General features: G+C 60.8%; 18 protein-coding genes. 15 read left to right on the plus strand and 3 right to left on the minus strand.

Going from position 1 to position 21,117, the window contains the following annotated elements; all coding sequences use genetic code 11:
• The first annotated feature begins 7 nt into the window (after positions 1-7).
• Genes hmgA through maiA form a run of 6 tightly spaced genes read left to right on the plus strand, consistent with a single transcriptional unit; the run spans position 8 to position 6,053 of the window.
• Positions 8-1,369: a homogentisate 1,2-dioxygenase gene (hmgA, locus tag So717_RS13315; protein WP_159978089.1), complete on the plus strand. Its 1,362-nt coding sequence runs from the start codon at positions 8-10 to the stop codon at positions 1,367-1,369.
• A 12-nt stretch (positions 1,370-1,381) separates the two neighbouring features.
• Positions 1,382-2,638 (plus strand): fumarylacetoacetase, encoded by a 1,257-nt coding sequence (gene fahA / locus So717_RS13320; RefSeq protein WP_159978091.1) that lies wholly within the window; start codon positions 1,382-1,384, stop codon positions 2,636-2,638.
• Positions 2,639-2,649: 11 nt separating this feature from the next.
• Positions 2,650-3,600 carry an MBL fold metallo-hydrolase gene (locus So717_RS13325; RefSeq protein WP_159978093.1) on the plus strand — a complete coding sequence of 317 codons (951 nt, stop codon included), beginning with the start codon at positions 2,650-2,652 and terminating at the stop codon, positions 3,598-3,600.
• 22 nt (positions 3,601-3,622) lie between these two features.
• A complete protein-coding gene (locus So717_RS13330; protein ID WP_159978095.1) occupies positions 3,623-5,263 on the plus strand; it encodes an FAD-dependent oxidoreductase in 1,641 nt (546 codons plus the stop codon).
• The gene (locus So717_RS13335) at positions 5,254-5,436 is read left to right on the plus strand and encodes a DUF2783 domain-containing protein (protein WP_159978097.1); all 183 of its coding nucleotides are present in this window, start codon (positions 5,254-5,256) and stop codon (positions 5,434-5,436) included. Before So717_RS13330 ends, So717_RS13335 begins: the two co-directional genes overlap by 10 nt.
• Entirely contained in the window at positions 5,433-6,053 is a 621-nt protein-coding gene (gene maiA / locus So717_RS13340) for a maleylacetoacetate isomerase (protein WP_159978099.1), read from the plus strand. Before So717_RS13335 ends, maiA begins: the two co-directional genes overlap by 4 nt.
• 9 nt (positions 6,054-6,062) lie before the next feature.
• Here the strand turns inward: maiA and So717_RS13345 are convergent, their stop codons facing one another.
• Positions 6,063-9,272, minus strand: a complete 3,210-nt coding sequence (locus tag So717_RS13345) for a reductive dehalogenase (RefSeq protein WP_159978101.1) — start codon at positions 9,270-9,272, stop codon at positions 6,063-6,065.
• A 213-nt stretch (positions 9,273-9,485) separates the two neighbouring features.
• Here So717_RS13345 and So717_RS13350 point away from each other — a divergent pair, with 213 nt between their 5' ends.
• The 9 genes from So717_RS13350 (at position 9,486) to So717_RS13385 (ending at position 18,406) form a co-directional block, all read left to right on the plus strand.
• Positions 9,486-9,965: a MarR family winged helix-turn-helix transcriptional regulator gene (locus tag So717_RS13350; RefSeq protein WP_159978103.1), complete on the plus strand. Its 480-nt coding sequence runs from the start codon at positions 9,486-9,488 to the stop codon at positions 9,963-9,965.
• A 150-nt stretch (positions 9,966-10,115) separates the two neighbouring features.
• Complete coding sequence (locus So717_RS13355) at positions 10,116-11,270, plus strand: ABC transporter substrate-binding protein (protein ID WP_159978105.1); 1,155 nt, start codon at positions 10,116-10,118, stop codon at positions 11,268-11,270.
• Between the two features lie 73 nt (positions 11,271-11,343).
• On the plus strand, positions 11,344-14,277 hold the full coding sequence (locus tag So717_RS13360; protein ID WP_159978107.1) for a methyl-accepting chemotaxis protein: 2,934 nt from the start codon (positions 11,344-11,346) through the stop codon (positions 14,275-14,277).
• A 70-nt stretch (positions 14,278-14,347) separates the two neighbouring features.
• Positions 14,348-14,470 (plus strand): hypothetical protein, encoded by a 123-nt coding sequence (locus So717_RS22525; RefSeq protein WP_275113674.1) that lies wholly within the window; start codon positions 14,348-14,350, stop codon positions 14,468-14,470.
• A 304-nt stretch (positions 14,471-14,774) separates the two neighbouring features.
• The gene (locus So717_RS13365; protein ID WP_159978109.1) at positions 14,775-15,482 is read left to right on the plus strand and encodes a hypothetical protein; all 708 of its coding nucleotides are present in this window, start codon (positions 14,775-14,777) and stop codon (positions 15,480-15,482) included.
• Positions 15,482-17,038: a hypothetical protein gene (locus tag So717_RS13370; protein ID WP_159978111.1), complete on the plus strand. Its 1,557-nt coding sequence runs from the start codon at positions 15,482-15,484 to the stop codon at positions 17,036-17,038. Before So717_RS13365 ends, So717_RS13370 begins: the two co-directional genes overlap by 1 nt.
• On the plus strand, positions 17,035-17,430 hold the full coding sequence (locus So717_RS13375) for a hypothetical protein (protein ID WP_159978113.1): 396 nt from the start codon (positions 17,035-17,037) through the stop codon (positions 17,428-17,430). The genes So717_RS13370 and So717_RS13375 overlap by 4 nt, the downstream gene beginning before the upstream one ends.
• A 90-nt stretch (positions 17,431-17,520) precedes the next feature.
• Entirely contained in the window at positions 17,521-18,003 is a 483-nt protein-coding gene (locus tag So717_RS13380) for a DUF4926 domain-containing protein (RefSeq protein ID WP_238840922.1), read from the plus strand.
• Positions 18,004-18,133: 130 nt separating this feature from the next.
• A complete protein-coding gene (locus So717_RS13385; RefSeq protein ID WP_159978117.1) occupies positions 18,134-18,406 on the plus strand; it encodes a hypothetical protein in 273 nt (90 codons plus the stop codon).
• A 103-nt stretch (positions 18,407-18,509) separates the two neighbouring features.
• Here So717_RS13385 and So717_RS13390 read toward each other — a convergent pair whose 3' ends face one another.
• Positions 18,510-19,577: a polysaccharide biosynthesis/export family protein gene (locus So717_RS13390; protein WP_159978119.1), complete on the minus strand. Its 1,068-nt coding sequence runs from the start codon at positions 19,575-19,577 to the stop codon at positions 18,510-18,512.
• A gap of 40 nt (positions 19,578-19,617) precedes the next feature.
• On the minus strand, positions 19,618-21,114 hold the full coding sequence (gene tagF, locus So717_RS13395; RefSeq protein WP_159978121.1) for a type VI secretion system-associated protein TagF: 1,497 nt from the start codon (positions 21,112-21,114) through the stop codon (positions 19,618-19,620).
• Between the last annotated feature and the right edge of the window lie 3 nt (positions 21,115-21,117).

Raw genomic sequence — 21,117 nt, forward strand, 5'->3', positions numbered from 1 at the left:
GGAGCGCATGAACACGCACACACCATCATCGACGCTGACATCTGCGACAACGCCGGTTGGCACAACCGACGGATACATGCCCGGCTTTGGCAATGACTTTGAGACCGAAGCACTGCCGGGCGCCTTGCCGCAGGGGATGAATTCACCGCAGAAATGCAACTACGGGCTTTATGGTGAGCAGCTGTCGGGGACCGCCTTCACCGCGCCGAGCCATCAGAACGAGCGCAGCTGGTGCTACCGCATCCGTCCTTCCGTCAAGCACACGCACCGCTTTGAGAAGATCGACCTGCCCTATTGGGCGTCAGCACCGCATATTGACCCGGATGTCATTTCCCTGGGGCAGTATCGCTGGGACCCGGTGCCGCATGGCGATCAGGGGCTGACATGGCTCACAGGCATGCGCACGATGACCACGGCCGGTGACGTGAATACGCAGGTGGGCATGGCGAGCCATATCTATCTGGTCACCGAAAGCATGGTGGACAGTTACTTCTACTCGGCTGACAGCGAACTGCTGGTGGTGCCGCAGGAGGGCCGCTTGCGGTTTTGCACCGAACTGGGGGTGATCGATCTGGAGCCGCAGGAGATCGCCATCCTGCCGCGCGGGCTGGTTTATCGGGTGGAGGTGTTGGAGGGCCCCTGCCGTGGCTTTATCTGCGAGAATTACGGCCAGAAGTTCGAGTTGCCCGGGCGTGGCCCTATTGGCGCCAATTGCATGGCCAACCGGCGGGATTTCAAGACACCGGTGGCCGCCTTTGAAGACCACGAGGTGCCTTCAACCGTCACGGTGAAATGGGCGGGGCAGTTCCATGAAACCCGGATTGGTCACTCGCCGCTCGATGTGGTCGCCTGGCACGGCAACTACGCGCCCTGTAAATATGACCTGCGCACCTATTGCCCCGTGGGCGCGATCCTCTTTGATCACCCGGATCCGTCGATCTTTACGGTGCTCACAGCACCCTCGGGTGTAGAGGGCACAGCCAATATCGACTTTGTGCTCTTCCGCGACCGCTGGATGGTGGCCGAAGACACCTTCCGCCCGCCCTGGTACCACAAGAACGTGATGTCTGAGCTGATGGGAAATATCTTCGGGATCTATGACGCCAAGCCGGAGGGCTTTGTGCCCGGCGGCATGAGCTTGCACAATATGATGCTACCGCATGGGCCTGACAAAAACGCCTTTGAGGGCGCATCAAATGCCGATCTCGCACCCGAATATCTCGCCAACACGATGTCGTTCATGTTCGAGACGCGTTTCCCGCAGCATCTGACCGCCTTTGCTGCAAAGGAAGCGCCGCTGCAGGATGACTACATCGACTGCTGGTCCGATCTTGAGAAGAAGTTCGACGGCACACCCGGCAAGAAATAGAAAGCCTCACATATGCCTTTGATGAAAAGCTGGGTGGTTTCGGCGAATACGGCTGAGACGCCGTTTCCCTTGAACAACCTGCCCTACGGCGTCTTTTCCACAGACGTCACCGAACCGCGTTGCGGTGTGGCGATTGGTGATATGATCCTTGATATGGCCGCTTGCGAGGCGGCAGGGGTGATCGTGCTGGATGATGAAGGCGCCTTTGACCTGCCCTACTGGAACGACGTCATGGAACTGGGCCCCGGCGTCTGGGCCAAGCTCCGCGCGCGTCTGGTCGAGCTCCTCGAAGAAAGGTCGGTGCTGCGGACCCAGGTTGAACCGCACCTCGTGTCACAGGCGGACGCTGAAATGCACATGCCGTTTCTGGTGCATGAGTTCACCGATTTCTACGCAGGAAAACATCACGCCATGAACGTCGGCACCATGTTCCGCGGGCCGGAGAATGCACTGCCGCCCAACTGGCTGCATATTCCAATAGGTTACAACGGGCGGGCCTCAACCGTTGTGGTCTCCGGAACGGAGATAACCCGCCCCAATGGGCAGACCAAGGCGCCAGAGGCAGATGTGCCCTCTTTCGGCCCCTGCAGACGGCTCGACATCGAGCTGGAGATGGGGGCTATTGTCGGCACATCATCGCGCATGGGCCAGCCAATGTCGGTGCAAGAGGCCGATGACATGATCTTTGGCTATGTGCTGCTGAACGACTGGTCCGCGCGCGACATTCAGGCCTGGGAATACCAGCCGTTGGGGCCGTTCCAGGCCAAGGCCTTTGCCACGTCGATCAGCCCCTGGATCGTGACAAAAGCCGCGCTGGAGCCCTTCCGCACCTCGACCCCAGCGCGCGAGCGGGAGCTGTTGCCCTATCTGAAAGAACCCGAGCCGATGCTCTATGACATCGAGCTGGAGGTCACGATGGCGCCCAAAGATCAGCCTGCCACCACCATCGCGCGCACCAACTACAGCGAAATGTATTACTCCGCCGCGCAGCAGCTGGCCCATCATGCGTCGTCAGGCTGTGCCATGACGGCGGGCGATCTGCTGGGGTCGGGCACGATCTCTGGGCCTGAGAAATCACAACGCGGCTCCTTGCTTGAGCTGAGCTGGGGCGGCAAAGAGCCACTGACGCTCGACACCGGAGAGACCCGCACGTTTATCGAGGACGGCGACACACTGACGTTGCACGGGGCCGCCAAAGGCGACGGGTATCAGATTGGCTTTGGGATCTGCACCGGCACCATCGCCCCCGCCGCGCGATCCCCCACATAAGGACCACCACAATGGCCAAAGCATTCGCCTCGCAGGGGGATCTGACCGAAAAGACCATCACCTTCGACGAGGTGGGGCGTGACCTGTGGGCCTTTACCGCCGAGGGCGACCCGAACTCCGGCGTGATCATCGGTGACGAGAGTGTGATGATTGTTGAGGCGCAGGCCACCCCGCGTCTGGCACAAAAGGTGATCGACAAGGTGCGGTCGGTCACCGACAAGCCGATCAGTCATCTGGTGCTCACGCATTATCATGCGGTGCGTGTGCTCGGCGCGGCGGCTTACGGCGCGCCGCAGATCATCATGTCAGATGTGGCCCGCAGCATGGTTGTCGAACGCGGGCAGGAGGATTGGGACAGCGAGTTCCAGCGCTTTCCGCGCCTCTTCGAAGGGCATGAGAGCATCCCCGGGCTGACCTATCCCACAACAACCTTCTCGGACAGCATGACCGTCTATCTCGGCAAACGGCGGGTGGACATCAAGCACATCGGGCGGGCGCATACGGCGGGGGACGCGGTGATCCATGTGCCGGATGAAAACGTGATGTTCACAGGCGATATCGTCGAGGATCACTCCGCCTGTTACTGCGGTGACGGACACTTCGCAGACTGGGGCGCGACGCTTGACCGGATCGCAGCCCATGACGTCGACGCCATTGCCCCCGGGCGTGGTGCCGCACTTGTGGGCAAAGAGGCCGTCGCGCGCGCCATCGCAAGTACGCGCGATTTTGTCCAGTCGACCTGTGTCCCGGCAGCACGGGTGGCCGCGCGCGGCGGCGATCTGAAAGAGGCCTGGGAGGCGGTGCGCGCCACCTGCGATCCGAAGTTCAAGGACTATGCCATTTACGAGCACTGCCTGCCCTTCAACGTCAGCCGCGCCTACGACGAAGCGCGCGGCATCGACACGCCGCGCATCTGGACAGCGCAGCGGGATCTGGACATGTGGGCGGCCCTTCAGGGCTGATCCGCATCCGGGGGGAGGCATCATGGTCGCAGCGAGATATCAAACCGCCGTCACCCTCTATCCCTATCAGAAGGTTGCGGATCAGGCCGCGTCGACACCGGCCCGGCATCCGGTTGTCATCATCGGTGGTGGCCCGGTGGGGTTAGCGCTGGCCCTCGATCTAGGACAGCGCGGAACGCCTGCGCTGGTGCTGGACGATCACGAGGGCCCCGGCCTCGGCTCGAAGGCCATCTGCTTTGCCAAGCGCACGCTCGACATTGCCACGCGTCTGGGTGCCGGGGCCGCGATGGTTGAGAAAGGGGTCGTCTGGAGCCTCGGCAAGGTCTTTCACGGGGACGGCAAGGTCTTCGAGTTCGACCTCTTGCCGGAGGATGGCCACCGCAACCCGGCCTTCATCAACCTGCAGCAACCCTATTTCGAGACCTTCCTGTTCGACGCGATCAGGCGGGCACAAGCCGGTGGCGCGCCCATCGAGGTGCGCGGCGGCAATAGGGTAACCGACGTCAGACCTGCAGAGGATCAGGTGGGGCTCACGGTCGATACGCCCGACGGGCCCTATGCGGTGGAGGCCGACTGGGTGATTGCCTGCGACGGTGCGCGCTCCCCCACACGGGACATGCTGGGGCTCAGCTTTGACGGTCGGGTCTTTGAGGACAGCTTCCTGATCGCCGATGTGAAAATGCAGGCCCCCTTCCCGACCGAACGCTGGTTCTGGTTTGACCCGCCCTTCAAAGGCGCTGGCCAATCGGCTCTGCTGCACAAGCAACCCGACGACATCTGGCGGATCGACTTCCAGCTGGGATGGGACATTGATCGGGAGGAGGAATTGAAGCCGCAGCGCATCTGCGCCCGCGTAGATGAAATGCTGTCCGCACAAACCGGAGAGGTACCGGAGTACGCGCTGGAGTGGACCTCCATCTACACCTTCCAGTGCCGCCGCATGCAGGCGTTCCGCCATGGCCGGGTGCTTTTTGCTGGGGACAGCGCGCATCAGGTATCGCCATTCGGCGCGCGCGGCGCGAACTCCGGCGTGCAGGATGCGGAAAACCTTGCCTGGAAGCTTGATCTCATGTGCAACGGGCTGGCAGAGGACGCGCTGCTCGACACATACGCAGAGGAGCGGGAATACGCGGCGGATGAGAATATCCTCAATTCCACCCGGTCCACCGATTTCATGACGCCGAAGTCGGAGATAAGCCAGGTCTTCCGCAACGCGGTGCTGGAACTGGCGGCGCGCGCGCCATTTGCGCGGCCTTTGGTCAATTCCGGGCGGCTCTCTGTGCCTTGCGTCTATGACGGCTTGACGCTGTTTGGCGAAGATCATCTGGACGGACCGCCTGCCACCCGCCCCGGCACCCCGGCCGTGGACTGCAAGCTGGGCCAGACGTTTCTACTGGAACGGCTGCATCCCGGCTTCACGCTGCTGGCCATAGACGCGGATACACCAGAACAGATCGAAGCGGGCGGGCTTCTGGCCCGGAGGCTGGAATTATCTGCCCAGACAAATCCCCTGCTGGCAGAGCGATATCTTGGCAACGCACCCTCCGCTGTCTATCTCATCCGGCCCGACCAGCATATCGTTGCGCGGTGGCCTACCTTTGACCATGAGGCCGTGAAGCGCGCCTCGCACATCGCCATTGGAAAGGCTGCGCCATGCCCTTGACCCTGCACCCCAACATCACCGACCCGGATGGGTTCTATCAGGAGCTTCTCGACGCCCATGAGGGGAAGACCAAAGCCGACAGTGACGCGCTCAACGCTCGCCTGATCCTGATCCTGGCCAACCATATCGGTGACCGCGCGGTGTTGCGCGACGCGTTGGAGGCCGCAAAATGAGCAAAGTCGTTCTGTGGGACTACCCGCATTCCTCCGCCAGCTACCGTGTCCGCATCGCGCTCAATCTGGCAGGTATCGCCTACGACGCAGAGCAAGTCGATCTGTCACAAAAGGCCCACCGCACAGCGGAGCATCTGGCCCGCAACCCCCAAGGCCTTGTGCCGGTGCTCGACATCGACGGGCACCGCATTGCGCAATCCCTGGCGATCATCGAATATCTGGACGAGACGCGCGCGCTGGGGCTGTTGCCGCAAGATCCCGCCGCACGGGCGACCCTGCGCGCGCTGGCCTATATCATCGCTGTCGATCTGCACCCCGTCTGCAACATGTCGGTGGCCACGCACGCCACGCAAGGGCAAGAACCCGCCCGCACCAACTGGATGCGCCACTTCATCACTCCGGCGCTGATCGCCTTTGAGGCCCGGTTGGCTGCCTTCGAGCAGGCTCCCTTTGCAACAGGAGACGCGCCAAGCCTGGCCGACATCTGCCTGATCCCGCAGCTTTACAACGCGCGGCGATGGGGGGTCGACTACAGCGGTTGCGCCCGCATCCGGGCCGTTGAGGCCGCCTGCCAAACGCTTGACGCCTTCCGGGATGCAGCACCCGACGCCGCCTAAGCGGGTATTCTAGAGGTCAACCTCCACCACACCGCCCTCTTGCGCCGCGCGGGACTGGCAGAGGATCACGGAGGTTTCGCGTTGGGCTTTCGACAAGACAAAATCCCGATGCTCGACCTCGCCCGAAACCAAGCCGCATTTGCACACACCGCAGATCCCGTCAGAGCATTTGACATCAATCGCAACGCCGTTTTCACGCAGGACATCCGTGGCTGACCTCTCTGCGGGGACAGACAGCAGTTTGCCGGAGCGCGTCAGTTTCAGCGCAAACGCATGGTTGACGTAGTCGGGCTGCTCGGGCACCGAAAAATACTCGGAATGGCAGGCGTCTTCAGGATACCCGGCGCACCCGGCAGCTTGCAAAACGCTGGCCATATAGCTGGCGCCACCGCAGGTATAGAGGTGCCAGCCTAACTGGTAACGTGGCAGCAGAGCATTCAGATCCGCGCGGCGGCCCTCGTCGGAGATGTGCAACTGAACGGCGTCGGCCCACGGAGACCCGGCAATCTCATCCAGCAGCGCCATACTGGCCCGTGACCGCCCTGAGTAGTGCAACTCAAACGGCTGACCTTGCGCATGCAGCTCATGTGCCATGGCCACCATCGGGGTGATCCCGATACCGCCCGCCATGAGGATGGATCTTGTTGCCCCAGGATCAAGCGGGAAGTGATTGATGGGTCGGGAAATGAAGACCCGCCGCCGGACCGAGAAGATCCGATGCAGAAGCTGCGACCCGCCGCGCCCGTCCGCTTCCCTTAGAACGGCGATCTGGTACTTTGTCCGATCTGCCGGATCCCCGCACATGGAATACTGGCGCATGAATTCCGGCGCCACCACGATGTCGAGATGCGCGCCCGCGGACCACTCCGGCAAAAGGCCCCCCTCGACCGGTGCAAACTCATATATCATGACATGCTCGGCACTGCGCTCTGCCCGGATGATCTCCACCTGAATGACGGGGCTGTCGCTAGCGGCCTCGTATCGGTGCACCGCGCTCTCATCGCCTCTCGCCAGCCGCGCCTTGTACTCCTCGGGCGTGATCAGGGCACGATAGGCCGTGATCCCAGCCTCCCGATCCATCGGGAACGGATAGGGCGCGGGCGGCGGTGCCAGAGGCGCGGGATAGACGGCCAGCGTCTGATCCTCGTATTTGAGGTCCAGATCCTTTTGCAGCGCACGCTGGTTTGGAGGATTTCGGGTCGGGCGGTACCCGCCATCTTCCTCGATCTCAAGATCCCACCACCACTTCTTGACCGGGTTCAGCGTGCCGTTGTCCACCGCGTCATCCAACCGCGCCAGCGCAGGCGCCAGCTTTGGCACAGTCATCGCGGCCCAGCGGAAGGGTCTCTCCTTGAAGAGGCCCTCCAGATTCCACGGGCAGGTCTTCATACAGCGGCCACACATGGCCCCCCCGGACGTGGTGATCCGGTAGGTCGCGCATTTCTGGCTGTCGGATTTCCAGATTTCATAGCCATTGAACATCAGCTTCGGCCCGGCGGTGATCGCGCCTGACGGGCATTCGCGCGCGCATTTGTTGCAGCTTTCGCAGAACCTTTGCAGGCCGAAGTCGATAGGTTTGTCATGTGCCAGTGGCAGGTCGGTTGTGATCGTACCCGACTTCAGCCGCGGCCCCAGAAAGGGGTTGAGGATCACCTCACCGATGCGGCTGACCTCACCCAACCCTGACAGCAGCAGAAGCGGCGGTTGCAGCACTTCGCCATCCATCACCGTATGGGCCTTTGCCTCATAGCCCAGATTGCGGATCTGCCGGGCAATCACACCGCCCAGCAGGGAAAAGCGCAAGTAGGCTCGCATGCTTTGCGCCACAGCGATCCAATCGTCGCCGGACGAGCCCTCCATCGTCTCACGCCCCTGATCGATAATCATGTTGATGGCATGATCATGCGGCGGGTCGATAAGCTCGCCACGGGCGTCATGGCTGTACCAGACCCAATCGGGGCATCGCGACAGACCCACCGCATCAGCACCCAGCCAATAGCTCGTGGCCTTGATCAGATCGGCGGCCTCTTGCGGGTCGAGGCGGGCTTTCTCTGTCGCTATCGCCCCATCCTGCAACAGCGAGAACGCGGCCAACGCGCGCCGCTGCGCCATGGACGGTGCCGCCCGGCGGATGTATTGCCCGCCTTTGGCACCGTCTTGCACTTTCTTCCCCATATCGCCGAATTGGGCACGTGCGAACATGTCGGCTCGTTTTGGAACCCGCGCGACACGTGCCTCGTCAATGTAGGTCGTTGGTGTGTCGACCCGTTTCAATGTCTCAAACGGATGCGCGCCATCCACGAAGCGGCGTTTGGCGAAAGGCACGGCAGTTGCGGCGGTCTTGGCCGAGGCCGTCCCAAACCACCAGGCCGGGCCAAACGCGGATTTTGGCTGCGCCGGTCGCGGAACAAGGGGCTTATCAGGCGCGAGCACAAAGGTGGTGGTGACCGCCGCCAACCCGAACCTGTCTCCGATATAGGGATGCAGCAGGCGACCATCCTCCAGCGTCGCGAGACCGGCAGCAGCCGCGAGCCTGCCAAGGTCCACATCCGAGTTGGACACAGTGTGCCCCCGAGCGTCATAACCCAGAAGACGCAGATAGTTGGCCAGGACGATGGCCGTCTCTGCTGCCAGCAGACCGGCACGATGGGACTGCGCATCCCGGATCCAGCGCCCCCCCACCTCGTCTGCCTCCGGTGTTCTCGGGTTCTCGTAAAGCAGGACCAAAGCATGGGTATGAGCGGCAATGCTGGTCGGCGGAGCGGTCACTGACTCTTTGAGATCCGCCAGCGTGCTGTCGATGCCCGCCGCGAAGGTCTTGGTCTGGCGGGTCTGTAGATCTCGCACCAGACGCGCCACATCCGGGTTTGTGAAAGCTTGGGGCAAGGTCAGATCCGGTGACAGCAAACAAACCCCAACATCTGCCGCATCGGCGAAATATCCAAATGCTTTCAGATGATTGGCCCGTTCCTGTGGATCTTTGGGCGCATCTGCAACCACAGCGTTGACCGGGCCACTGCGGATCGCATCGAGCGTCGCCTGATGATCGCACATAGCGTTGATGATCGACGCAGGATCTTGTGGCCGCCGAAACGCCAGCGGACGCATGGGCGGAACCGCCCGGAGGTCTGGCCGATCTTCACGCCGGGCCAGCTGCTCGGTCGGGTACGGCCCCATGTGAACCGGGCGGGTCTTGTCGGAGAAAAACCGCATCGTCATCCTGCCTTGACGTGGCCGAGGGGCGCTCTGGCGCACCAAACAATGCGGCCGGCGCCCGCACCGCTGCCGTCCGATTTCGCTGGCCTGATCACGCTATGCTCCACACTCATCGAAGTTAGTTATAGATGTTAATTATTTTATTTAGAAATAATTGTGAAGCTGCATTTCTGAGGCTATGCAGAAGCACACGCCCAGGTTGGTGGAGCAGGCGATTTGACACAGAAAATTTCGCAGCGCAGCGCTGTGCCGACGGACTATAGGTTGCGGCACCGACTGGGGTTCAGGCTGAGCCGACTGTCTCGCCTGATGCAGAGCCGTCTCGAGGCCGACCTTGCCGATTACGGGCTGACCCGGCTGCGCTGGTGCGTTCTGTCAAGCGTGGAGATCGAAGGGCATCACGCGCCGTCGGAGCTGGCCGAGCACATCGGGATCACGCGGCCTGCCATGTCCCGCCTGCTTAAGGCGATGATCCGCGAAGGTCTTGTCGAACGCGCCCTAGACGACGCGGATGGCAGGTCGCGCCAGATCTCGGTCACCGAGGCCGGGCGCGCCAAGTTGCACGCGTCCTGGCGGAAGGTTGATGCCAATCAGGCGCATTTTATGTCGAAACTATCCAGCACACAGCAAGCGGCGCTGTATGACGCGCTCGACAGCCTTATGATGGGCGAATCCAAGATGTTGGATGACCTCTAGCATCCCGGTACGGTCGACAAATACAGGCAGAACGAGGGCGCATATCGCCCATTAGGTCCAAATCGAACTACCATTTCGGCGGGCGTTAATTCATTCGCAACCACTGAGGGTCAGCTTTGCGCGCAGATTTAGTGACGCAAGGATGATGCTATGCTCAAATTCACTCACGCCACAGCTGTTGCCGCTGCCTGCCTGATGGCGCTTCCGGCCTTCGCCGACGAAGGGGTCAGCGATACAACTGTGCAATTTGCCCAAGTTGCCGCCCTCGATGGGCCTGCCGCCGCTTTGGGTCTTGGCATGCAGCAAGGCATTCAGGCTGCATTCGAAGAGGTCAACCGCGCCGGGGGCATTCATGGCCGCCAGTTGCAACTGGAAAGCATGGACGACGGCTATGAGCCGAGCCGTTCTATCGACGCGGTGAATTCCGTGATTGAGAGCAATGACTACCTGGCCCTGATCGGGCCCGTCGGCACGCCGACAACCAAGGCCACGCAACCGCTTGCCACGGACGCCGCCATGCCCATGATCGGGCCTTTCACAGGTGCCGGATTTCTGCGCGATCCGTCTTTGACCAATGTACTCAACGTCCGCGCGACCTATGATGCCGAAACCGCTGCGTGGATCGATCATCTGGTCGACGATCTTGGCCTGACCAACATTGCCATCCTGTATCAGGATGACGGTTTTGGCCGCGTTGGTCTGTCGGGTGTGACCAAAGCGCTGGACGCGCGCGGTATGAGCCTGTCTGCCGAAGGGACCTACACGCGCAACACCGTGGCCGTGAAATCTGCCCTGCTGGAAATCCGCAAAGCCAAGCCCGAGGCGGTTGTCATGGTTGGCGCTTACAAACCGCTGGCCGAGTTTATCAAACTGTCGCGCAAAATGAAGATGGACGCGACCTTTGTGACGATCTCCTTTGTCGGCTCCAAAGCGCTCGCCGAAGAGCTGGGTCCGGACGGTGAAGGCGTGATCATCAGCCAGGTTGTGCCTCAGCCCTGGGATACCTCCTTGCCGGTGGTGGCAGAGTATCAAGCGGCACTGACAGCGGTTGACGCAAATGCCGAGCCCGGGTTTGTCTCTCTCGAAGGGTATCTGACCGGTCGTGTCGCAATCGAAGCCCTGCGCAACGCGGGCGCAGAGCTGACACGGGACAGCTATATGAATGCCCTGTCTCAGATCGGAACCGTCGATCTGGGGGGGTTCAGCCTGTCTTACGGCCCAGGCGACAACCAGGGGTCTGACAGCGTGTTCCTGACCCGCATTGGCACGGATGGCACCTTCGAAGCCGTTGCCCCCTCCAGCTAGGTTCCGCCAAGCGGCGGCGCCGGATCGGCGCCGCCACCTTCCCTCGACAGCAGCATAGTTTGAAGGATTCAGGATGAAATCCCTGGTATCGAAGATCGCTCATTCGATCATGGCCCGCCTGGCCCTGATCATCGGCGCGATGGGCCTCATGATCGGCGCGGCAGTGTACGTCAGCTGGTCGGTGTTTCAATCCATCGACACACAGATGAGCACCCTGTCCGAGGACAAGCTGCCGCAACTGCGGACCAGCGCCGGGATTGCCCAGGCTGCAGATCAGACACGCGAGCTGTTGTCCAACATATTGATTGCCAACACCACAGAGCAGTTGGACACGCTGCAGACCGAAAAAACGGCAATCATGTCCGATTTCCGCAATGCTCTCGATACTCTGCCCACCGCCGAGCGGGATACGGCCATCAGTTTGCTGGATCCGGTGGAACCCGCACTGGTCGACCTGCTCGATGCACAACGCGCGGAGCAGGACGCGACGGCGCATGCGCTGGAGACATTGAGAATCGCCTTCGAGGATGCGAATTCGGTAAGTGCGCGGTTGGAAGAGGCTACGGATTCAGCGCTGTTTGACATGACGCTCAGCGGTGAAGATGCCATCGGATCGATGGAGGAGACCCTGACGCAGCTGGTCGAACGTGACTTTGCACAGTTTCAATCTGTGCTCGCGGCCCAATCCGAGGTTAATCTCCTGTCCGGCTTGGGGCTGTCGCTGCGGCAAAACAGCTTCGACGCCTCGCAATCCATCACCGAGGATCTGGCTCTGTCGTCCATAGAACGTCTGCAGGCCCTGCTGGACACGATGCAGGATACGGAGAGCCTCAATGAGGTCTCTACCGCTGTCTCACAAGCCTTGCGGGTCTATGAGCGCGCCTTTTCCGGCACCGGGCGCCCGCCCGCAACCAATGAAATTCTGGAACTTCGCCTTGAGGTGGACCGCGTGCTGTCTCCCGCCGTGGATGATCTCTACTTCAATCTCATCATCGGCAGTGACGAGGCCAAAGAGACCAGCAACACCGCTCTGACCAACCTGATGGACGTCGAAGTCGCGGCAATGCGTGACATGGCGTCCCTGGATGCGGCCACGAAGTATTTTTTCTCATTGGCGCTTAAGGTCGCATTGTCCCGCACACCAACCGAGCTGAGCCTTGCGCAGGGGGAGCTTGCAGCACAGGAAGTGGTCGTCAGATCCTTGATCGAACCGATGTCTGACACCGATATCAGCACCGACGTGGAAAAACTCCTTGCCTTGGCCCAGCCGGACACGGGCGTCGCACAAGAGCAAACTGCGGTCTTCGACGCACAGCTGGCCGCAGCTCAGGCTGCGACAAACGCGAGCCGCGCGGTCAGCGCCATCGCGCAAGAGACAGCGTCCTTCTCGGCGGCGGCCGTCGACTCCATTGATGAGACAGCCGCACTGCTGAGCAGCCGGGTCGATACCGCTGGCGCTCAGGTCACGCAGATTGGTACGGTCGGCGTTGTCCTGGCGCTTATTGCGCCGCTGCTCGTCTGGCTCCTGGTCACCCGCCCCCTGAACAAGGTCGCACAGATCACCGAGCGGCTGGCCGACGGAGACCTGTCCGAAATCAAAGGGGTCCGTCGAAACAGCGGTGAATTGGGCCGCCTTGCCACCGCCCTACATGTGTTCCGCGACAACGCCTTGCAGACCATCCAGATGCGGGAGGACGAACGGAAACGCGAAAAGGCCGCCTTGGAGAAAGAACGGGCTGAAGAAGAGGAGCGTATCGCTGCAGAAGCTGCAGAGAAGAAACGTCAACAAGAGCAGGAAGAGGCTGCACGGCAGCAAGCAGAATCTGCACGGAAAGCGATGATCTCCGATCTCAGCACATCGCTTGGATCTGTGGTGAGCGCCGCTTCGGAAGGCGATTTCACCAAGCGCGTCGAGATCACATTTGAAGATGAGGAACTCGTCGGCTTGGCGTCGTCGGTGAATTCTCTTGTGGAAAGCGTCGATGATGGCCTGTCCGAGACCGCGCAGGTGCTGGCACGGGTCGCGCGCGGCGATCTGACCGAGAAGATGACAGGAGATTTCCGCGGGTCGTTTGCCAAACTGCAAGATGACACCAACGAGATGATCGAGGCTCTGCGCGTCCTAGTGTCAGAAATCTCGGGCAGCAGCAGCAATCTGGCCTCCTCTTCCGCCGAACTGCGCGACACATCCGGCGGCTTGTCACGCCAGGCCGAGCAAAACGCGGCCTCGCTTGAGGAAACATCCGCCGCCCTGGAGGAGCTCTCTGCCAGCATCAAGCAAGTCAGCGGCAGCGCCGAGGAAGCCAGCGAGAACGCACGCTTGGCCAGCTCAACGGCCAGCGCCAGCGGGACCGTGGCTGCCGAAGCCGCAGCCTCCATGACGCGTATTTCAGATGCCTCCACAGAAATCAGGCAGGTCGTGGGTGTCATCAATGACATTTCCTTCCAGATCAATTTGCTTGCGCTCAATGCCGGGGTCGAGGCCGCACGCGCAGGCGAGGCCGGGCGTGGATTTTCGGTTGTTGCTTCCGAGGTCCGCCAATTGGCTCAACGCGCCAGCGAGGCTGCAAAAGAAATCGATGCCGTCATGGCCCGCAGCGATGACGCCGTAACGGAAGGCGTGGCGAAGGTCGGCAACGCACAATCTTCGCTGGAAAAAATTGCAGACAGCGTGGTCAATATCTCGGGCCGGGTCGACGACATCTCGCGCGCCATCTCGGAACAGGTCCAGGGCATTGGTGAGATCACAAGCGCTGTGTCGCAGATTGATCGAAACACCCAAAAACAAGCCGCCTCCTTCGAAGAGGTCACCGCCGCCGGCAGCCTGCTTGCCAACGAGGCTGAAACCCTAAAGCACTCGATTGCCAGCTTCGAGACAGGTACCGCTGACACCGTGGTACCGGTGGCAAAGCAACCCGAATCTCCGCCCCCGGTGGCCGAACGCAAAGTGGCCGCCGTCGCCGGAGGCTCTGCGGTTGCCACCGATGATGGGTGGGATGAGTTCTAAGGTATGATCAGCGCGGGGTGTGACAAGACACGCACCGCGCAGGTCCATTGCAGCCGCCAAGAACTGCGGTATGGATTTCATCGAGATCGCCTTGCCCAACCCCGCATCTACCGATGCAGCCCTCGGACGGCGGCTTCTGGACGAGGCAAAACTACCTGCGGTCTGTTCGTTGGGTCTTCCTGAAGCCAACTGAGTCTCGCGCTATCCAGAATCCGCGATCCGTTTTTTGGCCCTCGCCATCGAGACCTGCGTTGCTCTTGGAGCGACGGCGCTTACCGACATCACCAACGGCGGTATGGACGAGCGGTCTGGCCTGCCCCCAACAGATACGGAGCTGGACAAAGTGGATCGGGCTTTTACGCACATGCGATGTGGCCACAGCGGCGGTGGTTTGCCGATCAGGGCCACGCCACTGGACACCCCATGCAGCCGCTATAGAACATAAATTTAACAGGTTGGCTCAAAGCTCAATTAGATCCCTCTTTTGGAGGTGACCATTGGTTATAAAGTTTTCCAAGCAACAGTTCGAGACATTCGAGTCCGACGCAGCGGACCGGTGGGATCGCGAAACAGGCCAGTCGCTTCTGGACCTCTATCCATCCCATATGGCATCGCTCGGCGTCTCGCCCGACCAAGCGGTCGCCTTCGTTCGAACCGTTCGGGAATACGCGCTGCCGTACCAGGTCACCACCAAACGTGACACTTACAAACTGGTCATCATCGCCATGTCGCTGGGCGCGCACTTCCCGCACGACCCCAGGTTTGCGCAGGCCGTGTCAGCGACACTGGGCCAGCTCTCCATCCCGCAAGACCGCCGTCTGATCTTGTTGGCTGACCATGTCGCAAATCACTTGCAGGAATGTTGGAGTGGTAAGGGGCTGGGCGCGATTGGCGGCGAGTTGGTGGCCTGCCTGCAACCCGCCCTAACACCCGAGGAGACCCTAGACAGGCTCGCCAGTCGGCACCCCGGAATTGTCCGGTCTGTGGCCCGTCAAGCCATGCTGACCGCCTGTTTGGCACAGGCTGATGGATACGGTCTGCAAGACCCGCAGCATCGCACCGCCTATCTCGGTGCCGCTGCGATCCACGGCGTATACTGGTTCGATAACCCGCTTATGGCGCGCCTACGCCAAATCGTGGAAGACACAGAGAACATTGACGATCTATGCCAGAAACTGGCTCAATTCTACGAGGGCTTTGCCTGATGGAGCCCGACGATCCACGCAACCCGGCACAGCTGCATGAGGGCCTTGCCGCGGCGGAGACCCAACCCGAGGGCAACGTTGGGCAGGTTTGCGAGGAGTGTCCGGACAACTGGGTCGAAGCCGGGGCAGTCGACGAGATAACCGGCGCGCCGATTCCCGGTATCGGTTACCGCATCTACGATATGGCCTCAGGCGATCAGGTGGCCTCCGGCGTCTTGGACGACGAAGGCCAGTCCCCACGCCATCAGATCCCTATGCCCGCCACCCAGCTTTATGTGGTCTATGGCACCGAAGAAGCGATGGATGAGGCCGAAGCGCAGCTTGAGCAACAACGCCGCCAACGTGCGCTTAAGCAGAATGCTGTCTCTGAGTGGCGCGGGTTTGACGCGGGGCTCACACGCGAAGCCTTCGACGCGCAGCATTGGGAGCGGACACGCAACGGCGACCTCGTGACCGCAGATCGCGGATTCCTCGGGCAGGCGGCACGGGGTGCCGGTGGCCTTGGAAGACTGCCCGGCGCGATTGGAGAGGCCGTCTTTGGCGATGGCTTGCAAGCGGCCGCCATGGATTACTACGAACCTTACCGAGATGAGGCCTGGGAGCAGTATCAGCTTGCAACCGGCGCGCGGGCGGCAAGCTCTGGCGAGAGCTTTGGCGCAGCCGTGCCGCAAGGAACGACCTTCGGATTTGACGAAGAGATCAGCGCTGGCCTGAACAGCCTGTTTGACAACCGCAGCTACGAGGAAATCGTCACTGCGCAGCGCCAAATCCTGCGGCAGAACCAGATCAGCAACCCCGGCGCATTTCTGGGCGGCGAAATCGTGGGCGCGATCCCAACGGTTTTCATCCCTGTGGGCGGCGCTGCTGCCAATGCGGCACGGGCAGGCCAGGGTTTGCGGGGCACAATGCTGGCTGGCGGCGGGGCCGGTGCTTTAACCGGCGGGGTATCTGGTTTTGGCCACGACGAAGGTGGCTTTGTGGACCGGCTTGATGGCGCAGGCATGGGGGCCTTCACCGGCGGACTGGGCGGTGCGGTGCTGTCTGGCGCTGGTGTGCTGGTCGCCAGGGGGGTATCCAGGACAAGGATTTGGGGCAGGATTACAGCGCGGGCGGAGCGCTTCATACCTGACAGCCCCGTGCATGTCAGCGATGCGCATAGCATCAACACAATAAGACCAAATACGCGCTTTGGCGGAGGCAACAGAAATTCACCCAAGACCGTCGCCCGAGGTGACGTTGACCTGTCGAGCGATATCGCGGAAATCAACGCGGGCCAGGCGTTCCGCCTGGACAACGGCGATATCCTGACCAACTCGGGTCGTGTATATGGCACCCACGGTGCAGAAAGCGCTGCCGTGTTTCCTCGCTCCGGGCCCGGACTGGTCAACCTCACGCAAGCGGAGTTCAGCGTCTTGCGGACTATGACCAGCTCTGGTGGGATGACCGGAAATGCTGAGCGCGCTTTGGCGGGGATGATCAGATCTGGCAACCCCGGGGTGACAAGTGCCAGTCGTCAGAGACTCATTGACCTATTTGCATCAAGGACAGCTCCATGATCGAAATAAACCTCTTTCAGGTCAAAGACACAGAGCAAATCCGAGCCGCATTGGCGCAGGCAACGGGCTTGCCTGTTTCAGTCATTCTTGAAGCTGGGGCTTATTGGGCCGTAGACAGTTTTGATGATGTTATTGGCTTTGAGCTGGTTTCTGACAACGTCTGGAATTTACTGGTAGTCCACACAACCAATGACAGTCTTGAGGAAGATGCAGTATCGATCACCAAAGAACTCGCCAGGTCTTTGCAAGAACCTTGTGCGGTTTTTGACCCGCATGTGGCTACGGAAGACGTACTGCGTATTTTCTATCCTGACGGTCGAGACGTCATGGGGTGCCTGAGGCAAGAAGACGGACGGACGACCATAGAACCAGTGCCAATCGATATGAGTTGATGGATAGACGTGTCCATTTCCGAGTGCGTTTCGACCTTTTGACATATCGACGTCTAAGACTTGTCAAAGTGATCTTGTGATTTGAAATAGATGACGCATGAGCCAATACGATCTGAACTGCACATGGCCAATAGAAGCACCAACCAGATAAGCGAATTCGACAATGTGCACTACTCTGGCGAATTCGAAAGACAACTTGCGCTCGCGCCCGGTGAGATTGGAGTCGTATTGGACGACTACGGTGACGGCAACTACGAGGTTGAATTTGCGTTCCCGGACGGGACAACTTGGTTGCAGTGTTCCTTGGCCGGCCATCTTCTGGAACCGGTTTCATCTGATGCTGAGGCTGCTGGTCCGTCTCTATCAGCGGTGTTACCCGCCGTTCAGGCATTTGAGCGCGGCGAAGCCAGCTCCTTTCGGTATCCTCCGACAAGAGAGGAGCTGTCGGTAGAACGAACCGATGACGGTCGCGTCTTGGTGAGAACGCCCTCCATCGCGGTGGTTGCGTCTATGAGCCGACCACAAGCAGCTGGCAAGACGGGCTGTTTACCACTCGATCAGCGAGACCAATGAAGTGAGACGACAGACAGTGGACCTGACATGTCAGCTATACATAGATGGCGCTGAGAACCTCGATGATTTGGCAGATCACATCCTAAAAGTGACGTCTGCCAAACGCTCAGGGCGCACACTTTCCACGCCTATGTTTGACATAGATCTGGAAATCTCTCTGGATCACAACCCTAGCCACCTTGAATCTTTGGGCGGTTTTCTCTTTTGGCCTTATGGTGCTTATTTGGAGCCAACCAGCGACGCAATTTCTGAAAGGCAGTATATCGCCAGCGTTTCAGCTTTGATTGCAGATCTCAGAAAACGCAATCTAAGGGTTGTGGCTTCTTGTGATTTTGAAAAAGAAGTATCGCAGATTACCGGTTGGAACTGGTCAGAAGGTTCGCCTATTCACCCAGTTCATTGAGAAAGAATGATGTTCGGCGGCAGGCCCAGGCCGAGCCAGCCATGAAGGTCAAGCTTTCCCTGAGGATCATCCCAATCCACGCCACACCGCAAAACATTTTCCTCTAGGGTAGAGATGGTGCTGGCACTTCAGGCGGCGTATTGAAGATCTGGAAATACTTGGAGAAGTTCGCCAGTGCCGCGTTACCGACGTAAAGCACATCTCCATCTCGCAGGAAGAACTGTTGCGCAGTCAACCGCTCTGTCGGGCTGTCGAAATCTGCACGGAAAATCACATCTCCATAGATGTTTCGTTCCGTCCCACTGCGTTCTCGATAGCGAAAGAACTCACCCGGCGGCTGGCGCCGGAACAGGAAGACGGCACCCGGGTTGGCACGGGCACTTTGCAGACCACCGGCCTTCGCAACGGCCTGCGACAGCGACAACTCCCCCTCGACAAAGTCGAACTCGCCGGTCGAGTTCAACGCACCATCCGCGATGAATTTTGCCCCGCCTCCCCCGACGATGACCGTATCACCCGGTTGCAGCGGTATGTTCTGTACCGGATCAGACAGCAGCTTCGCATAGATCTGGCGCCCGGATCGGCTGCCGCGCATGACGGTCACGATCGTGCTTTCAGGGTCGGCCTGCGTGCCCCCGGCCATGGCCACCGCATCCAACACGCGTTCCCCACGCGCGGACAGCGGGAACAGCCCACCTTGAGGCACATTGCCCTGCACTGTGAAAGCGCTTTTGGGGCTGACCTGGATATTGACCGCGGCCTGAGGCTCAATGGCATTTTCGCGCAGACGTTGCGTGATCGTGTTTTGCGCCGCGGACACGGAATTTCCGGCCACCCGGATGTGGCCGACGAAGGGGATCATGACGGTGCCCGCCGGGGACACCACGAATTCACCCAGATCAAGCGCGGTGGAATTGACGACGGACAAAACCCCATCCTCGCTGGGCTCAAAGACCCGCACCGCAATCACGTCGCCTGGCTGAATCGCTCCGGGCACAAAGCTGCGGGAGGAGAACCCGACAAACCCCTCCGGCGGCTTGGGCGTGCCAAGCGCGGCAATGACATCGGGGGCCAGCTCAAGGATCAGCACATCGGCGGCACGGGCGTCGCGGCGCACCTCAGCGGGGGTCGGCCCGTCGGACTGAGCGCAGGCGGCAAGGGTCAACCCCACCCATAGCAATACCATTTTTCGAAACATAACTTGGGCCTTTTTACATTTGATTGTAGGGCTTTGCGCTCGGCTCTTGACGTGCCTGAGCAAAAACGCTCAGCGCAGAGGCGTCAAGAGCAGCGCCCGCGATAAGTGCGCTCTGAGTCAGATGGGTCACAGCTTGATGCGGATCCGTTGCATCTGAAAGGGTTTCGCCAATCTCCTGAGGGCCGATGGCCTCAAAGAGTCCCGGAGAGACAAGTAAGAAGCGGTCCCCCGCCCGCACTTCACCAATGGCGGTGTCAGGCGACAGGTTTGGCCCTGCCCCCAAGGCGCGGGTCACAACATTGCGCAGCCGTGGGTCAAGATGCGGCCGGTTCAGTGCAAGCAGCTCACCATCCCGCAACAGGAAGGCCCGCGCGATACCGGCCCAGAGCACTGCATGCCGATGTGCCTGGATAAGCAGTGTGACCACCGAGGCGCCGCCGCGCTGTCCGGTTTGGGCAGCACAGGCGGTCAGCGTGGCATTGGCCCGGCCAAGTTTGCCCTTGGCCTCCGCGATCAGGTCGTTCATCGCGAAGGGATGCGTGATGTCCTCCAGCAGGGGTGCGACACTTCCAAGCGCTGCGGGCAGCCCCGGATTCTGTCCCAGACCGCACAGCAGGGTGAAGGCCTGCCCATCCTCAGAGGTCACAGCCACATCTGTGTTGGCGGTGGATCGCTGCCCCTTGAGGCTCGCAGAGGCGGAGGTCAGTGCCAGCAGTGGCCTTGATGCGGACGGGTATGTGACGTCGGGCGCAGCACCTGAGGGCAGCAGCCGGTCAACGGCGGGCAGTTCGTGTTCAGCCACCGCGACAATTGGCGCAGCGGCCGAGGCCGGGCGCGGCGCAGGATCTGGAACCGGAGCAGAGCGCGGTTGGTCCTGCCCCGTCCCAGCGGCTTGAGCCATGAAGACATCTGCGAAGCTGTCCGCCGCAGGCAGGCCATCGTGCCATTGCGGGTCGCGGTCTGCTGTCCACCAGACGCCGGTGTCTTGCGGGCTGTCTCCAGACTTGCGATGCGCAGCGGCAATCTGATCCGGGCCTGGGAGTGGCAGCGCCTCGATGGCCTCGTTAAACGCGCCAATCGACAGGCCGGACCGGAGCACCGACAACGCTGCCGCCTCAGCGCCCGGGTAGAACCCGCAACCATCCACCGCATGCAGCGCCTGCATCATTGGCATGGGAAAAGAGCCTGCAATGATCAGCGGGAAATAGCGCCCGACCCGGTCGACACTGGGCATCATCACCCCAAGCACAGTTTCGGGGCCAAAGGCGCCCGCTGGCACAGCAAAGTGCCAGACCGGGGTCACCAGAAATGCATCCAGCCACCCGCGCCCCAACTGCGTCTGACTGGCCCGCATCGCCGCGCGCAGCCAAACGTCCAACCCGTTTTCCACCACACGGGGCAACCCGTGACCCACAAAGTCGCCGTGCACGGGCACTTTCCCAAAATAGCCTGTGTGGATCTGCGCGCTAACCGGGGTGGTCTGTGATCCGCGATATCCCAAAGTGTCCATCCC

Origin of the sequence: Roseobacter cerasinus (assembly GCF_009811755.1) — a bacterium.
Lineage (GTDB): Bacteria > Pseudomonadota > Alphaproteobacteria > Rhodobacterales > Rhodobacteraceae > Roseobacter > Roseobacter cerasinus.

What these genes read in the sequence shown, in the direction of transcription:
- tagF (WP_159978121.1), bottom strand. Translation starts at nt 21,114, where the DNA reads ATGGACACTTTGGGATATCGCGGATCACAGACCACCCCGGTTAGCGCG.
- So717_RS13355 (WP_159978105.1), top strand. Translation starts at nt 10,116, where the DNA reads ATGCTCAAATTCACTCACGCCACAGCTGTTGCCGCTGCCTGCCTGATG.
- So717_RS13370 (WP_159978111.1), top strand. Translation starts at nt 15,482, where the DNA reads ATGGAGCCCGACGATCCACGCAACCCGGCACAGCTGCATGAGGGCCTT.
- So717_RS13325 (WP_159978093.1), top strand. Translation starts at nt 2,650, where the DNA reads ATGGCCAAAGCATTCGCCTCGCAGGGGGATCTGACCGAAAAGACCATC.
- fahA (WP_159978091.1), top strand. Translation starts at nt 1,382, where the DNA reads ATGCCTTTGATGAAAAGCTGGGTGGTTTCGGCGAATACGGCTGAGACG.
- So717_RS13375 (WP_159978113.1), top strand. Translation starts at nt 17,035, where the DNA reads ATGATCGAAATAAACCTCTTTCAGGTCAAAGACACAGAGCAAATCCGA.
- So717_RS13330 (WP_159978095.1), top strand. Translation starts at nt 3,623, where the DNA reads ATGGTCGCAGCGAGATATCAAACCGCCGTCACCCTCTATCCCTATCAG.
- So717_RS13335 (WP_159978097.1), top strand. Translation starts at nt 5,254, where the DNA reads ATGCCCTTGACCCTGCACCCCAACATCACCGACCCGGATGGGTTCTAT.
- hmgA (WP_159978089.1), top strand. Translation starts at nt 8, where the DNA reads ATGAACACGCACACACCATCATCGACGCTGACATCTGCGACAACGCCG.
- So717_RS13385 (WP_159978117.1), top strand. Translation starts at nt 18,134, where the DNA reads ATGTTTGACATAGATCTGGAAATCTCTCTGGATCACAACCCTAGCCAC.
- So717_RS13380 (WP_238840922.1), top strand. Translation starts at nt 17,521, where the DNA reads ATGACGCATGAGCCAATACGATCTGAACTGCACATGGCCAATAGAAGC.
- So717_RS13345 (WP_159978101.1), bottom strand. Translation starts at nt 9,272, where the DNA reads ATGACGATGCGGTTTTTCTCCGACAAGACCCGCCCGGTTCACATGGGG.
- maiA (WP_159978099.1), top strand. Translation starts at nt 5,433, where the DNA reads ATGAGCAAAGTCGTTCTGTGGGACTACCCGCATTCCTCCGCCAGCTAC.
- So717_RS22525 (WP_275113674.1), top strand. Translation starts at nt 14,348, where the DNA reads ATGGATTTCATCGAGATCGCCTTGCCCAACCCCGCATCTACCGATGCA.
- So717_RS13360 (WP_159978107.1), top strand. Translation starts at nt 11,344, where the DNA reads ATGAAATCCCTGGTATCGAAGATCGCTCATTCGATCATGGCCCGCCTG.